This is a genomic window from Mucilaginibacter sp. SMC90 (genome assembly GCF_022811725.1).
In the GTDB taxonomy this organism is placed as follows: Bacteria; Bacteroidota; Bacteroidia; order Sphingobacteriales; family Sphingobacteriaceae; genus Mucilaginibacter.
On record NZ_CP094527.1, the window covers coordinates 1382136 to 1398474 of the forward strand.

Genomic DNA, 16339 nt, shown 5'->3' on the forward strand with positions numbered 1-16339 from the left:
CATCCATCATTTTATTCTTCTGTTCATTTAACAGTAATTTATGAAATCTTTTTTTCCTAAGGCAATCCGCCTATGCGCAATGATATGCCTGATGGTTTTTACCTATTCGGCCCTGTTGGCCCAGCAGCGCCATACCTATACGCTATCATCGCTTGTTGATTCGGCTAAAGGGCACTTACCTGTACTGCTGCAAAAACAAGCTTTAGCCAACAGTGCCAAAGCTAATATTACCGATGCCCGAAACAGTTTTTTACCTAAACTGAACGTAGGCGATGAAGTAAGCATTGCATCGGCTAATGATGTTACAGGTACCTATCTGCCATTTGGCGGGATAATTCATGCTACATCAGGCAGCATCCGATCTGAAAATAACTATGCAGCTCAAACCGGCAATATCGCTTCCGTTTATGCCGAGTATGACCTGGTTAACTTTGGATTGAGAGGTGCCAAAGTAAGCAACGCAATTGCTTATGCCGATGTGCAGCAGGCCGATTTTGATAAGGAAACTTACGTGATCAAGCTTCAGGTTGGCAAGCTTTATTTTAATATGCTTAAAAACATTTACCTGCTACAGGTAGATCAGCAAAATATCAATCGCTACCAATCTGTTTATACAATCATCGGCGCGCTTACAGGTAGCGGGATCAAACCCGGCGCCGACTCATCGCAGGCCAGGTCTGAATTATCGAAAACCCGGGTAAGCTATAACCAGCGCCAGGGTCAGATCAGGCAGATGCAGCAGCAGTTAAGTTTTTTAACCGGGATCAATGCTGCCGATATCAATATCGATACCGTTCGCAAAGATGATCAGATGGCTGCTGAAAAGGTATTTGCCACCATGCCGGATACTGTAAATAATCCATTGCTTGCCTACTATGTTAAGCAAAAAGCATTATATCAAAGTGCCGAAAAGCTGGTTAAAAAAAGCTACTTGCCTAAAATTGTGCTCGCCGGCGGTGGCTGGGCCCGCGGGTCAAGTATCGCTTATGGCGATGATTATCGCTCGCTTAACACCGGCCTTGGTTACCAGCGCTATAACTATGCGGCGGGTGTTGCCATTACGTATGACCTGTTCAACGTAGTTCACCGCAAAAACAGGCTTGCCGTTAACCGTTATCAGACACAGGCAGCAGGTTTCGAGCTGAAACAGCAGGTACAGGTATTGCATAACGCACAGCAGCAAGCAAACGAAGCAATTAAAACTGCCGAACTTAATCTCAAAGAATTACCCATCCAGTTGCAATCAGCCACGGATACTTACAACCAGAAAGTAGCACAATATAAAGCCGGCGTAATAAACCTGATTGACCTTACCAACGCGTCATTCCTGCTGTATACAGCACAGGTAAATTACATAGAAACGCTTAACGACTGGTACACCGCCAACCTTGATAAAGCCGCCTCGGGCGGTAACCTTGATCTATTTATTCAAAACATTAACAAATAAAACAATGGTAAAAGCAGCGCTCAAAAGGCCCATCACCATATTGGTGTTGTTCATAGGCCTTTTATTGTTTTCGGTAATTTCCCTGCGTTCGGTACCAATTGATATCTTTCCAAGTCTTAACTCCCCTACGGTATATGTTATTCAGCAATACGGGGGCATGAGCGCAAGGCAGATGGAAGGGTTTTTCTCAACCAAAATGCAGGACCACTTTCTTTATGTAGATGGGCTCAAAAGCATTGAGTGTAAAAACATACAAGGTTTAACGCTCATCAAATTATCTTTTTACGAAGGGACCGATATGGCCGAAGCTTCGGCTGAGATAGCAATACAGGTAAACCGGTGCCTGTCCTTTTTTCCTCCGGGAGCATTGCCGCCCGAGGTTGTGCGTTTTGACGCATCTTCCTTACCAATAGGCGAACTTGTATTTAGCAGTGATACTAAATCACTGAACGATATTTTTGATATGGCAGGTACGCTTATCCGTCCGCTGTTTGGTAAAGTGCCCGGCCTTTCGGCACCTCCGGCATTTGGCTCTAATGCCCGTTCCATCATCTTAAAGGCAGACCCGCAAAAATTAAGGGAGCTAAATATCTCACCCGAACAAGTGGTTGAAGCGCTTGGACGTAATAACGCCATGACGCCGTCAGGTAATGTACGTATCGACAGTACCATGTTTATTTCATCCGTGAACTCGCAGGAAGAAAAAGTAAAGGATTTTGCCGATATCCCCATCATCAGCAATGGCGTAAATACCATTTACGTACATGACGTAGCCAAGGTAGAAGATGCCTCAGACCTTGTAGTGGATTACGCACTTGTTAATGGTAAACGTTCGGTTTACTTTCCGGTTGTAAAAACAGCCAGCGCATCAACCTGGGATGTGGTGCAAAACCTGCGGAAAGAAATACCGGAGATGCAAAGCCTTTTACCGCCAGATGTACACGTAAGTTATGAATTTGATCAAAGTGTGTTCGTGATCAACTCGGCTAAAAGCTTAATGACCGAAGGTATCCTCGGTGCTATACTCACGGGCCTGATGGTACTGCTCTTCCTGCGTGACTGGCGAAGCAGCCTGGTGGTTATTATTACCATACCAGTAGCCATATTAAGCGCCGTGTTCTTTTTGAAAATGGCAGGGCAAACCATCAACATTATGACATTGAGCGGCCTTGCGCTTGCCATTGGTATCCTGGTTGACCAGGCAACCGTAACCATCGAAAACATCCATCAGCATTTTGAGATGGGCAAAAGCAAAAAGAAAGCTATCCAGGATGCCTGTACCGAAATTTCATTCCCGTTGTTACTTATCCTGCTAAGTATCCTTGCAGTTTTTGCGCCTTCATTTGTAATGAGTGGCGTGCCGAAGGCAATGTTCCTGCCGCTGTCCCTATCTATTGCGTTCGCTATGATCGTGTCTTATGTAGCTGCGCAAACGCTGGTGCCAATTATATCAAACTGGCTTTTAAAAGCCGAAATGTTCCAGTACCATCATGCTGGCTTTCACGCTCATGCAGGTTTAGACCTTGATGATAATGAAACGGCCGAAGTAAAACTCCATACCGAGCAGGACATCAAACATCCCGAAGAAAATGATTTCTTTCAACGTATTAAAGTAGGGCTGCTTAATAAGCTCAATAAATGGATGCCCAAACGCAAACCTATTGTAATACTTTACCTGGTTATTGTACTTGTACTTACCGCAATTGGTTTTGTCATTATCGGTAAGGATATGCTCCCTAAATCAAACGCGGGACAATTGCAGCTAAGGATAAGGGAGCCCGATGGAACCCGGTTAGAGATCACAGAGCGCAATGTTAAAAGCATCCTGAAAATTATTGATTCTGCTGTACATGGAAATATAGCGATCTCATCTGCATTTGTTGGCCCGGTATCGGCCAACTACGGGCATAGCAACCTTTATGTGTTCAACAGTGGTTCGCATGAGGCAGTGATGCAGGTACAGCTGGATGAAAACTATAAAGTAAAGATGGATGATCTTAAGGACCAGCTTCGGTTAGCCATTGGTAAAAAGTTTCCACGGATCAGGTTATCTTTTGAACCGATAGAATTGACGGAAAAATTAATGTCGCAGGGTTCGGCAACACCGATAGAAGTGAGGGTTGCGGCAAAAAACATTAACGATATGGCCGGCTACTCTTCTAAACTTGTCGAAAAACTGAAAGCTATACCTTATTTGCGTGATGTACAGGTTGCCCAGCCGTTGAAATTCCCGACAATCAATATCCGCCTTGACCGTCAACGACTCGCACAATTAGGCTTAAGTATTGAAAATGTTTCCAAAAGTATCTCTGATGCTACGGCATCCAGCAGGTACACCCTGAAAAACCTGTGGCTGGATAACAACAAGCAATACACTTACAACACCGAAGTGCAGGTGCCGGAATACATGATGAACAGTATGGAGCAGCTTCAGGCCATCCCGGTTGTACCCGGCAAACCGAGGCCCTTACTTTCTGATATTGCCAGTATTAGTATTGATTCGCTTCCCGGCGAATATGACCGCTCCGGGCCCCGCAGGTTTTTGACTATTAATGCCAACATCTATAAAAAAGATCTTGGTACGGCTACTACCGCGGTGCAAAAAGCAATTGATGAAATGGGTACACCTCCGCAGGGATTAGTAGCCGAGGTAAGGGGGATGTCATCATTACTGACCGAAACATTAGGGTCTTTGCAAAACGGGCTTTTAGCGGCTATTGTAGTTATCCTGTTACTGCTCACTGCAAATTATCAATCCTTTGGTTTGGCAGTTACCATCCTGTCTACGGCACCGGCTGTATTGTTAGGATCAATAGCCATGCTGTTGCTTACAGGTTCTACATTGAACCTGCAATCTTACATGGGTATTATCATGTCGGTTGGCGTATCGGTGGCTAATGCTATCCTGATAGTTACCAATGCAGAAACTTTGAGGCTGGAATACCGCGATCCATTCAAGGCTGCATCCGTTGCAGCCAGTATCCGATTAAGACCGATTTTGATGACGAGCCTGGCCATGATTGCCGGGATGATCCCTATGGCAAGCGGCCTTGGCGAATCAGGAGATCAGTCGGCCCCGCTTGGCCGCGCAGTAATTGGCGGATTGATAGCTTCAACAATAGCGGCGCTTTATATTGTGCCCCTGGTTTACGGCTGGGTGCAACAAAAAGCATCGTATAAAGATGTGTCCCTGTTGGCCGAAACAGAAGCTGAACCCGAAAAGCAGATGGAATTAGTATCCTAAAACCCTTATAATTAAAATAATGAATTTAAAATATATAATATTGTTAAGCGCTGCTACCACTATGTTTTATGGTTGCACAGAAAATAAGGCTTCAGAAAAGAAGACTGAAACCAACATTGTACATTATGCACTGGTAAAAGTTACGCAGGCAGGTATGGAACAAACAGTAAAGTTACCGGCTCAGCTCTCCGCTTATCAGGAGGTGAGTATATTTCCCAAAGTAAATGGCTACGTGAAAAATGTATTGGTTGATATAGGCAGTAAAGTTGGCAAAGGGCAACTATTGATGACACTTGATGCACCTGAGATACAACAGGCGTTGCTACAGGCAAAGGAAAAATACGCCCGTGCAAAATCAGATTTTGAACTGAATAAGGAAAATTATTTGCGTTTAAAAACGGCATCCCAAACCGCGGGGGCTATTTCGCCAATGGACCTTGCTACCGCAAAAGCAAAAATGGCATCAGATAGCGCCCTGAGCAATGCCGAAAAGGCTAACTGGCAGATGCAGCAGGCTATGAGTGATTACTTGCACGTAACAGCGCCGTTTAACGGTGTTATTACAGAGCGCAATACTCACCCTGGCGCGTTGGTAAGTGCGGAGGCAAAAGATAAACCCATGCTTGAACTAAAAGAGGTTGATCATTTACGTTTACAGGTTGATGTACCTGAAGGTATTTCTGCTACATTGCAAAAACACGATTCAGTTAGTTTTTTCATTTCCGCTTTGCCTGGAAAAAAGATGACGGCCAGCGTAAGCAGAAAGGCAGGCAACGTAAATATCCAGTACCGCTCCGAGCGGATAGAGCTGGATGTGCCTAACAATAACGGTACTTTATCGCCGGGGATGTATGCAGACGTTATACTTAAAGCGAAAGGGAACGCAAAGGCGCTGATCGTGCCCAAATCTGCAGTTGTAACCTCTACCGAAAGGAAATTTGTAATTGCTGTGCGCGGTGGAAAAACGGTAAGGGTTGATGTATCTACGGGGATAGAAAACAAAAACAAAATAGAAGTAGTTGGAGATTTAAACAGTGGTGATGAAATAATTGCCGCTGCAACAGATGAGATAGACGAAGGGATAGCGGTTAAGTAACCGTTATCCTCTTAAAAGCAAAACAAACGATGGACCACGAATTTTTACACACCCCGGCCGGGCCCATAGCCCTTAAAATGGCGGTAGCCATATGTATTGGCATGCTTATCGGCATGGAGCGTAAATGGTCGCACAAGGAGGCGGGTATACGTACTTTTTCCATTATATGCCTGTTGGGAATGCTGTCAGCGGTAATTGGTCAAAATATGATCATCGGATCAATGATAGGCGTTTTTTTGCTGATCATCGCAACTAATACCCGCGGCTTAATGACCAGCAAAACGTTGGAAATTACTACTTCGGCGGCGCTTATTGTCAATTATGTACTTGGTGTAATGGTTGGCCTGGGACACATTTTTACGCCCGTAGCGGGCGCTATTGTTATGACTATGCTGCTTGCGCTCAAAAGCGAATTGAACCGGTTTGCCGGCGGCTTACAGTTGTCGGAGATCAGGAGCGCTATTTTGCTGGGGCTAATCGGTTTTGTGATCTATCCTATCATGCCCGACAGGTACGTTGACCGGTGGGACCTGTTCAATCCCAGCGACGCCTGGGTAAGTATCATTGCCATTGCGGGTATCGGTTTTGTTAACTATGTGTTTTTACGGATATTCAGCACCGGGGGACTTTACCTCGGTGCTATTTTTGGCGGCCTTGTTAACAGCAGCGCTACCGTAGCCGAGGTAAGCAGCCGGGCAGAATCGTCAGGCTTAACTTCAAAAATGACCACGCTTACCCTGCTTACCACAATTGCCATGTTTGGCAGAAACCTGCTCATCGCTACCTTATTTTCTCCCGCTTCTATAACAGGCACACTTATGCCTTTGCTGGCAATGACGCTGGTTGCCGCATTTTTTATTTTCAGGGATAAAGTAACTGAAGGTAAGGCAGCGGAGCCAACCGGAACATTGAAACTCGATTCGCCCATTGCCGTAGGAAAAGTATTAAATTTCGGATTATTGTTTATCCTTATCCAGGTTGGCGGCACCCTGTTAACGCGCTTTTTTGGTAGTTACGGCCTGTTGGCAACCGGGTTGTTTGGCGGACTTGCATCCAGCGCAAGCACAACTGCTGCCGCTGCCACTATGGCCATGCATGGTAAAATTACGGCTTCCTTAGCCGGTAGTGTTACCATTGTGTCGTCGCTGGCCAGCGCTGTTGTCAATTTGCCCATTGTATGGAAAACCATTAAAGACAAACAGGTTGTAAGGCGGCTTACTATAGAGATCATGGCGGTTATCATAGTAGGTATCACTGTTGTTGTTTTAGACAGGACCTTTTTACTGTCTGATATGTTACTTGGGCGTTAGCCGCGCACAGGAATTTATGACCATTTGAAAATTAATGCGCCGGTGATTTAGCTTGGTCGGCCATGAAATTGTCCGGTTGTTAGTTTCATTTGTCTGCTTCAACGCAAAAGGGCTTAGGATTAGCGTGTTTTTGCCGCAATTTCGAGCCATCAAACAAATCAAAACTAACACATCATGACAACAAAAACAGTAAAAACAATCTATTGGATAGGAGCAGCATTAACTTCATTATGGTTTGGAGCAAGTGGCTTTTGCGAGCTTACTACCAACCCTCTTGTATGGGCAATAACAGTAAAATTAGGCTATCCTCCACACTTTATTTATATCCTTGGTGTTGCTAAACTTTTGGGTATTGCGGTGCTTTTAACACCTAACAGGTTGCTTAGATTAAAAGAGTGGGTATTTGCAGGCATATTCTTTGATATCCTTTTTGCCTTCTTTTCAAAAATAGCGGTACTTGGCTTTCCTGCTACCATAGATGCTATCGTTGCGTTTATCATGGTAAGTGTAACTTACTTCATGTTCCGCAAGCTTTATCCGGCAACATACGCAGGCACCGTTGCTTTATAAAAGTTACAGGTTATAACCTGCTATCAAATATTTCAGGCTTGTGCCATACAGAAAGAGGCTATCCGCAGGATAGCCTCTTTCTGTTTATAACTGCACCGGAAGTTTAATACCGGGCAGGGGCAATGCTGTTTCTGGCCAAAGCCGGCTGTTTAATCTTCAAGAACCGGGGCACCCTTTATTTTTTCAAGTACGGATGCCGGCAGATATGGCCGCCCGCCGGTTGCCGGTACGCAGGTGCCGGTAAAAACAGCTTTGGTCATTATTTTATTATTGAATATTATAGATTGTTTAAAATGCAGTTTTGGTGCGCCTCCTTTATCGGCATACAAGGTACAGGTAACCTTAAATTCGTCGCCTTTTTTTAATGACCTGAGAAAGCTGATGCTGTAGTTTGACAGTACCATATAAATGCCGTTTTTTGCTTCGGTTTCAAAGTCAAACCCAAGTATTTCCCTGATATAATCATGCCTGCAGTATTCCATGTAAAACGGATAATATAAACCATCCATGATCTCCTGCACATCTATATGCTCATCTTTTGCAACATAGGTTTTTGAATATTCCATAATAATTAATTCTTTTAGTTGGGTTGCAAAGCTATTGAACCTTTTCATTTATAAAAATAACAAGAGTGAGCAATGTAGACTTTAATATTACAATGACACAGGGCTGGGTTTATATCAGGTTATTTTAAGGCTTGGTCGGTAAAAAGTAAGTGAACGCCGATTGCATTGGCCGTTGGCCTTGTTACCGGTTATATTTGAATAGTTTCACTTATAGTTCATAATTACAATGACGATAAAATCTCAACCCACGTGGTCACGCCGCGGGTTCATCACCGCGCTTGCCGGTACTGGCGCGGCTGTAATGCTGAACCCGCTGGTAACATGGGCAATTGACGAGGTTGACCCACGGGTAGCCGCGATCGTAGCCGCAACAATTGGTATCGATACACATAATCATATAGATGTTCCACTTACTGCTGATGCTGGCCCTGGGCCCGACATTGACCTTGCCGGCGAAATGAAACGTTCTGGCTTATCGGCCATTTGCATGACATTTGCGCTTGATTACCAAAAGCTCAATAACCCGGGAGAAGCATATGACCGTTTCCTGAATGGCCTTTCTGTAATGGACCGGCAGTTAAAAAACAATGGCATGAAACGTTCTTTGAACATGGCAGATCTGAGGGCCGCCCATGACAAGCACCAACCCACAGTGATACAGTCTGTAGAGGGCGGCCATTTTTTGGAGGGAAAATTGGAGCGGCTTGCTGTAGCTTATGACCGTGGACTAAGGCACCTCGGCTTGCTTCATGACAATGATGCCTCGGTGTCGTTGGGTGATGTGTATACCAACCCTGCACGCTGGGGCGGTTTAACTGCATTTGGAGCGGAGATCATTAAAGAATGTAACCGGTTAGGGATTCTTATCGATTTGGCACATGCTAATGGAGAAACTATAGCCGCAGCACTTAAACTGGCAGCCAGCCCCGTGATCATTTCTCATACCGGGCTTGATACCCGGTTGGGTAATAACCCCAATATGGCTGGCATGATGCGGCCGCGGCTAATCAGCAAGGAGCAGGCAAAAATTGTTGCCGGTACAGGCGGCGTGATAGGTGTATGGACACATTTGGCAGATACGCCGTTAGAATATGCACAAAATATAAGGGCTTTGGTTGATGTTATTGGTGTAGACCACGTTTGCATTGGTACGGATACCAAGCTAACCCCCGCTTTCAGAGCCGGCGGCTTCGGGCCTAAACCAGGTAATCCTGGTCCGCCGCCGGGCGGTGGCCCCGATGATCATCATGATAAGGGCCCTGGTGATAATGGCCGCAATGGCCCGGGCGGCGGCTCTAATAAAGGCAGGGTTGGCGAACGCACAAATGAAGCATGGGAGGATCAAAAAGTGGGTTTTTATTATGCTGTCGTTGATGCCATGTTAAAAACCGGCTTTACTGCCGATGAAATTGGCAAAATAGGAGGGGGGAATTTCTGCCGGGTGTTTGAAGCTGCAACTTCAGGCCATCATTGATGTTTAAATAGAAACTATTCGTGATGCTAAGTTCTTGTTCTAACTGGATATCCCGTTGGAACAAGAACTTAGATTGGCTTAAATATTTACTTGAAAACCTTAATAATCAGTTTTTATTTGGGATGCCAGGCAAAAATCTTCATTCCAGGCTATGTCTGAGCCGTCTTTTGCCCTGATAGCCCCCCGGCACGTGGTGTAGTGCTTAATAAACCTGGTTCCAATGCTGCTATCGCGGTGATAATCCAACAGAAATTTAAAGTCAAGATCTTTGAAAATATAAGAATGCCATTGACCATTACTTAAGGAATCGGTATAGTATGTAGTTATCTTGTTTAGCTTTTTATCCTGTTTATTGTAATACATAACCTGGTAGGCAGGATTATTTCCGTTCCGTGAATCGAGGCCCGGAGCTATCACAACAGAAGAAAAAACTTTCCCTTTACTGATCATTAATTTAGCATCTGTTGTATGGGTGTGTCCTGCCAGTTGAAATTTAATAAGCGAGGCGTATTTTTTTATGATTTGAGTATATGCCAGCTGGATACTATCCTGCCATGCTGGTGATTTTAAATAACGATCTATACCCGGAGGAACATGGTAAACGAGCCAAACCGATTGATTGGGTTTAAGTATACTTAGTTTGTATTCCAGCCATTTTAATTCGGCCCGGGCTGCCGGTGCCAGGTTTTTATTTTCGCTCATAAAAAGTATCGTGTTTAATACGATAATGGATAGGTCGCCCTTTTCGTAGGCATAATACCCTCCTTTACGAAATGTTTTTTCTATTTCCCCGTTCTTGTCGATTGGTTTGAGGAGGGATTTATAGAAAATATCATATGTTTCAGCATCAGGTAAATCATGTTTTGTACAATCATTATTTCCTAATGCAGGCAGGATGATTGCGCGTTTATCTATGTTGCGAACATGTTTGATAATGTAAGCATACGTGTTTTGCATTACTTGCTTACTATGACCTTTGTGTTTGAGCATATCGCCGGGCATAATGATAAATGGATATTTACCGGGCTTAATATTGTTGATTGCGGACAGGAAAAGGGACGAATCGGTGTCGGTATGATAAAAGGTGCTCCATGTTGTGTCCAGGCGCACATGTACATCTGACAGTATCAATACCGAATCTCTTTGTGCGTAACTAAATGCAGGAAATGCAGCGAGTATCAGGAACAGAAGCTTTCTCATAGCTTAGTAATGTTAAGGAAGGTATGTAGCTTATTGATTGTTATAAAGTTATTTATTTATTCCTGAAATGTGTGCGTACGGGGCCAAAAATAAACCCCGTTAAATTTAGTTAACAGGGTGCTTTTGAAATTGCGTATAATAATTGTCTCCCCAGCATATCCCGTGGCTCTTTGCAGATAGCTGTGATATTTATTTCGCAAAGCTTTCTGCTTCCATTATGGCATCAGCAAAAGCTTTTGGGGCTTCCTGCGGTAAATTGTGACCTATACCGCCGGTAATTGTATGATGTGCATATTTACCTTTAAAACGGGCCGCATAATCGGCCGGCATTGGATGAGGTGCACCGTTGGCATCGCCCTCAAGGGTTACAGAAGGTACGATAATAGGAGGCGCAGTTGCTAATTTTCTCTCCAGGTCATCATATTTTGCTTCGCCTTCGGCAAGGCCCAGTCGCCAGCGATAATTGTGGATCACGATGGCAACATGGTCGGGGTTGTCAAAAGACGGGGCTGTTTGTGCAAATGTTGCATCGTCAAATTTCCAGTTAGGCGATGCTGTTTCCCAAATAAGCCTGTTAAAATCGCGCCTGTTAGCTTCATAACCCATGCGGCCGCGTTCGGTACTGAAATAAAACTGGTACCACCATGATAATTCTGCCTTTGGTGGCAGCGGTTTTTTATTTGCTTCCTGGCTGCCTATCAGGTAACCACTTACCGAAACCATTGCTTTACAGCGCTCGGGCCATAATGCAGCCATGATGTTGGCAGTGCGGGCGCCCCAGTCAAACCCGCCTATGATGGCACTATTTATTTTCAGTGCATCCATCAGCGCAATAATATCGGTGGCCAGGGCTGCTTGCTGCCCGTTTCTGAATGTTTGTGCCGAAAGGAATTGTGTTGTACCATGACCACGTAAATGGGGTACAATGACCCTGTATCCGGCTTTGGCAAGTACGGCCGAAACCTCAGTATAGCTATGTATGTCATATGGCCATCCATGAAGCAAAATAACCGGCTGTCCGTTGGCTGGGCCGCTTTCTGCGTAGCCAATATCAAGCAGGCTTGTTTTTACCTGTTTAATGGTATCAAAAGATGCGGTAGAAAAAAAAGTATTTTGCCGGGCTGGTGAATCTGCGTGCCTGGTTTCGGCTTTAAGTAAACCGAGACCGCCTAATTCTGCTGCAGCAACTGTTAATGCAGAAATGCCAAGAAAGCGGCGGCGGCTGAATGTTGTTTCGTTATTCATGTTTTTCGGGATTAGTGTGATTAATATTTGCCGTCAGATGCTTTTCTCATCGTTGGCATAACAAAAGTACGCCGGCATCAGGATTATGAAAGTTGATGATGTGTGAACAGGACAAATAGTGACCCCAGTTAGACATATACCCCGTTAGATATGCCGTTACCCTAAAACCGTTGAAGGCAGCAGTGCAGTTTGTATGGATAAAGAAAAGAAACCTGGGAGATTTTACTTTTTACTTCAATTATGGCAGGCCTTTAATGTCATTATTTTAATAATTGCAGGCAACAATTAGCAATGATTACTGTATTTTACCACGAAAATTTGTTAATACCTCTGTCTGAAAATGAACTTCCCCTCCAAAATAACAAACTGGTTTGCTTGTATTGCCCTGTTGGTGTTTTCGTGCCCTGTTTTTGCCCAGAAACTGGTTAACTATGTTCAACCGATGGCCGGTACAGCTATTGCCACAACCGCTTCGGCATTAAAACATGGGCAGGCAGCTGATACGCGGTTTGCCAATACTATCCCTGCCGTTACTGCTCCCTTTGCAATGACACAATGGACGCCCGAAACCGAAAGTGGGGAAACCAAGTGTGTACCGCCTTATTATTATAAGGACAGTGTGTTTAATGGCCTTCGCGGTTCGCACTGGTTAAGTGGTTCATGCACGCAGGATTATGGCAGCTTCACTATTATGCCCATCACAGGCAAACTGAAAACAATCAACAATGGTGCGTTATTTAAACATGCCGACGAATTGTCGTTACCACACCTTTATAGCATTAACCTTAATCAATATAAAGTGAAAGCATCGGTAACTGCTACAGAGCGTTGCGGGATAATGCAGTTTACCATGCAGCAGGCCGATAGTCTTTATTTATTGATTAAAGCTAATAGTGATTATCATGAAGGCTTTGTAAAAGTGGATAAGCAAAAAGGCGAAATATCGGGCTATAACCCTGTACACCGCATTTACCAGGGTTGGGGGAAAAGTGCCGGTTTCAGTGGGTTCTTCGTGATCAGGTTTGAACGGGGTTTAGGCAAAACCGGCGTTTTTTCGGGAGATAATGTATTTACGGCCGATAGTATAAAAAACGATGCAGGGGCGGGTGTTTATGCAGGGTTTAAACTCAACAAAGGCGAAAAGCTAACTATCAGGGTGGGTACCTCATTTACCAGCCTGGCCGGGGCACGTAAAAACCTGCAGGCCGAAATACCCGCGTTTGATTTTGACAAGGTTGCAGCAAACAGCGAAGTGAAATGGGAAAAAACCTTAGGAAAGATCAGCATTTCAACCAACAGCGAACAGGATAAGCGCATTTTTTACACATCATTTTACCATGCCATGCAGCAACCGCGCCTTTTTAATGATGTTGATGGCAGGTATCCGCGCTTTGCCGGTAATTACCAAACAGAACAGTTATCGGGCGGTAACTATTATGATGATTTTTCGATGTGGGATATTTACAGGGCCCAGTTGCCATTGTTTGAGATCCTGGATCCGTCTTTGATCAACAACCTGGCAAAATCGCTGATCCTGAAAGGCAGGCAGGGCGGTTGGATGCCTGTTTTTCCTTGCTGGAACAGTTATACATCTGAGATGATCGGTGATCATACCGCCTCAGTAATCAGCTCGGCATATTTAAAGGGTATCACTGATTTTGATGCTAACGATGCTTACGGGATTTTAAGGCATAATGCTTTTGAGCTGCCCGCCAACCGTGCCGATTATGTGGAAGGCAAGGGCCGCAGGGCGCTTGATAGCTATCTTAAATACAAATACATCCCCCTTGAAGACAGCGTTCGCGATGCTTTTCATAAAATGGAACAGGTAAGCCGTACGCTTGAATATGCCTATGACGACTATGCGCTGGCTCAATTTGCGAAAGCTTTAAAAAAATCTGCCGATTATAATACACTTACCAACCGGGCAAAGTATTATGCCAATGTGTTTGATGCTTCAAGCGGGTTTGTACGTGGTAAACATGCTGATGGTAGTTGGGTATCCCCCTTTAATCCCGATAAAAAGGAAACCTATATCACAGAAGGTACAGCGCGGCAATACACCTTTTATGTTCCGCAGGATGTACCGGGTTTGGCAAAATTGATGGGAGGGGCAAAGAACCTTGAACAAGCCTTAGATAGTTTGTTTGAAAAAGGGGAGTATTGGCATGGGAACGAACCGGGGCACCAGGTCCCTTTCATGTACAATTATTCCCCCGCGCCATGGAAAACGCAGGCAGCGGTGCGCAAAATATTAGCTACCGAATACAGCGATGGGCCGGGTGGCCTGGGAGGAAATGATGACGCAGGGCAAATGTCGGCCTGGTATCTGTTTGCTTCGATGGGGTTTTATCCTGTAAATCCGGTTTCGGGTGAGTACCTGCTATGTTCGCCTTTGTTTGACAAAATTACTATTACGCTTCAAAATGACAGGAAATTTGAAATTATCTGTCATAAATCGAGTCCCGGATCAATGTATATCCAGGCGGTGAAGTTGAACGGAAAAATAAAGCCTGATAATTTTATCCGTTATAATGATATCAGGAATGGCGGTAAACTTGAAATATATATGAACGATAAGCCAGGAAATAGCTGGGCAACCAAACCAGAAAATCAACCTAAAGGGATGTGATTTAGATGGCTGTTGCATTCTAATATTTAGCCGCAAGTTCAAGTGTCTTTCGCTTGAATTATTACTCAGGCAAGCGCCCACGCCATAGCCGTTAACTTAAGGGAGTAATTTGGCGCAACCCTTTTAAAATCCCCTCTCGAGAGGGGGGGCGTGGGAACGTGTTGTAGCAGGGGTGTGTTATACAAGCGATAAGCCGCACGTAGAATAACACACCCCTCCACCCCTCTCAAGAGGGGAATCGCACAATCCCACGCTTTTGAGGAGTTTTTTCTTTAAGTTAACGGCTGTGGCGTCCACGCTTACCTTTTGATGTTGTTACGCGAGCGTGGACGCTCAAAAAAGCCAACACTCGAGCGTGGACGCTCGGCCGTGCGATTTTAAAAGCACATTGAATTAGAATGCAACATGCCTGCTCTCGAGAGGGGATATTAAAAGGATAACGCCATATGGCGTCATCCGCTTGTACCCATTCCCAGCGTTGGGCATCCAATAGCAGCAGCAAATAGGTAAACACTGCATTTTTCTTCCGGACACTCATGGCAACGATACTTATGTCACAGGCAAAAAAAAGGGAGAACAGTCATGTTAAGGTTTAAAAGTAAAGTCGCTAAAGCAACAGTATAATTAGCATTGACAAACAGCCCGCCGGTTAGCTATATTAGCGGCCTGAACCATGAGCATTTTGAAAGAGATCCGCGATAAAACAGGCGAATTTTTACTGGGACTACGGGACGTACAGGAAGACATTTTGTGTACACCTGCCCAGTTTTCAGAATATACCGTTTACCTTGTGCCCGAAGGGTCGGGTATCTTCCATGCAGATTTTGGCGTATTTCCTTTTACAGGCCCTGTGCTGCTGTTTGCCACCCCGTTGCAGATCATTTATATAGATGAATGCCATGCTATAAAAAGTAACGTGCTGCAATTCCACAGCGATTTTTATTGTATTGAATATCACCGCGAGGAAGTGGCCTGCAACGGATTATTATTTAACAATATCTACGTTGATCCCATTGTTTCGCTTACCCCGCAGGATGTAAAAGTGTTTGAGCTGTTATTGATGCAGGTAGACGATGAATTTATGCAAGCCCAGCCATCCGAAATTGTATTGCGCGCCTATCTGCAGCTTTTTTTGGCCAAAGCCAGCAGTATAAAAATAAATGCTATCAGTGCCGATCAGGATAAACCGCAAAAAGACGAACTGATGGAAAAGTTCCGGACGCTGCTTAACCAGCACTACCTCGATCTGCACAAACCATCAGACTACGCATCGTTGCTGGCTATCTCACCCGATAACTTAACCCGGCGCTGCACAAAATACTTCCGTAAATCACCATCCCAACTTATCCAGGAGCGGCTGATCCTTGAGGCAAAAAAACAGCTTCACTTAACCCGGCAAAGCATTAAGGAAATTGCTTATAAGCTCAAGTTTCAGGATGAGTTTTATTTTAGCCGGGTGTTTAAAAAGTTCACCAAAGTATCGCCCCAAACTTTTCGCGATAAAATCGGCATTTCCGTCGTAGCGGATTTGTACAAATAAAACCCTTTTTTGTCC

The 16339-nt window shown here is 44.6% G+C and carries 11 protein-coding genes; 8 read left to right on the top strand and 3 right to left on the bottom strand.

Features of this window, described 5'->3' with window-relative positions; genetic code table 11:
* Window positions 1–40: 40 nt before the first annotated feature.
* The 5 genes from MTO98_RS06075 (at window position 41) to MTO98_RS06095 (ending at window position 7667) form a co-directional block, all read left to right on the top strand.
* The gene (locus tag MTO98_RS06075) at window positions 41–1447 is read left to right on the top strand and encodes a TolC family protein (RefSeq protein WP_243485717.1); all 1407 of its coding nucleotides are present in this window, start codon (window positions 41–43) and stop codon (window positions 1445–1447) included.
* Between the two features lie 4 nt (window positions 1448–1451).
* Entirely contained in the window at window positions 1452–4691 is a 3240-nt protein-coding gene (locus MTO98_RS06080; RefSeq protein ID WP_243485718.1) for an efflux RND transporter permease subunit, read from the top strand.
* 19 nt (window positions 4692–4710) lie between these two features.
* Complete coding sequence (locus MTO98_RS06085; protein ID WP_243485719.1) at window positions 4711–5787, top strand: efflux RND transporter periplasmic adaptor subunit; 1077 nt, start codon at window positions 4711–4713, stop codon at window positions 5785–5787.
* A gap of 29 nt (window positions 5788–5816) precedes the next feature.
* Window positions 5817–7097: a DUF4010 domain-containing protein gene (locus tag MTO98_RS06090; protein WP_243485720.1), complete on the top strand. Its 1281-nt coding sequence runs from the start codon at window positions 5817–5819 to the stop codon at window positions 7095–7097.
* A gap of 174 nt (window positions 7098–7271) precedes the next feature.
* Window positions 7272–7667, top strand: a complete 396-nt coding sequence (locus tag MTO98_RS06095) for a DoxX family protein (RefSeq protein WP_243485721.1) — start codon at window positions 7272–7274, stop codon at window positions 7665–7667.
* Between the two features lie 149 nt (window positions 7668–7816).
* Here MTO98_RS06095 and MTO98_RS06100 read toward each other — a convergent pair whose 3' ends face one another.
* A complete protein-coding gene (locus tag MTO98_RS06100) occupies window positions 7817–8281 on the bottom strand; it encodes a thioesterase family protein (protein WP_243485722.1) in 465 nt (154 codons plus the stop codon).
* A gap of 178 nt (window positions 8282–8459) precedes the next feature.
* Here MTO98_RS06100 and MTO98_RS06105 point away from each other — a divergent pair, with 178 nt between their 5' ends.
* Window positions 8460–9707 carry a dipeptidase gene (locus MTO98_RS06105; protein ID WP_243485723.1) on the top strand — a complete coding sequence of 416 codons (1248 nt, stop codon included), beginning with the start codon at window positions 8460–8462 and terminating at the stop codon, window positions 9705–9707.
* 99 nt (window positions 9708–9806) lie between these two features.
* On the opposite strand, the gene MTO98_RS06110 is transcribed toward MTO98_RS06105, so the two are convergent.
* Together MTO98_RS06110 and MTO98_RS06115 are read right to left on the bottom strand one after the other, a co-directional pair.
* Window positions 9807–10907 (bottom strand): hypothetical protein, encoded by a 1101-nt coding sequence (locus MTO98_RS06110; RefSeq protein WP_243485724.1) that lies wholly within the window; start codon window positions 10905–10907, stop codon window positions 9807–9809.
* 189 nt (window positions 10908–11096) lie between these two features.
* Window positions 11097–12152, bottom strand: coding sequence for an alpha/beta hydrolase (locus tag MTO98_RS06115; RefSeq protein WP_243485725.1), 1056 nt, complete (start codon window positions 12150–12152; stop codon window positions 11097–11099).
* 340 nt (window positions 12153–12492) lie between these two features.
* Here MTO98_RS06115 and MTO98_RS06120 point away from each other — a divergent pair, with 340 nt between their 5' ends.
* Both MTO98_RS06120 and MTO98_RS06125 read left to right on the top strand, forming a co-directional pair.
* The gene (locus MTO98_RS06120) at window positions 12493–14784 is read left to right on the top strand and encodes a GH92 family glycosyl hydrolase (RefSeq protein ID WP_243485726.1); all 2292 of its coding nucleotides are present in this window, start codon (window positions 12493–12495) and stop codon (window positions 14782–14784) included.
* A 673-nt stretch (window positions 14785–15457) separates the two neighbouring features.
* Entirely contained in the window at window positions 15458–16324 is an 867-nt protein-coding gene (locus MTO98_RS06125; protein ID WP_243485727.1) for an AraC family transcriptional regulator, read from the top strand.
* Window positions 16325–16339 lie beyond the last annotated feature (15 nt).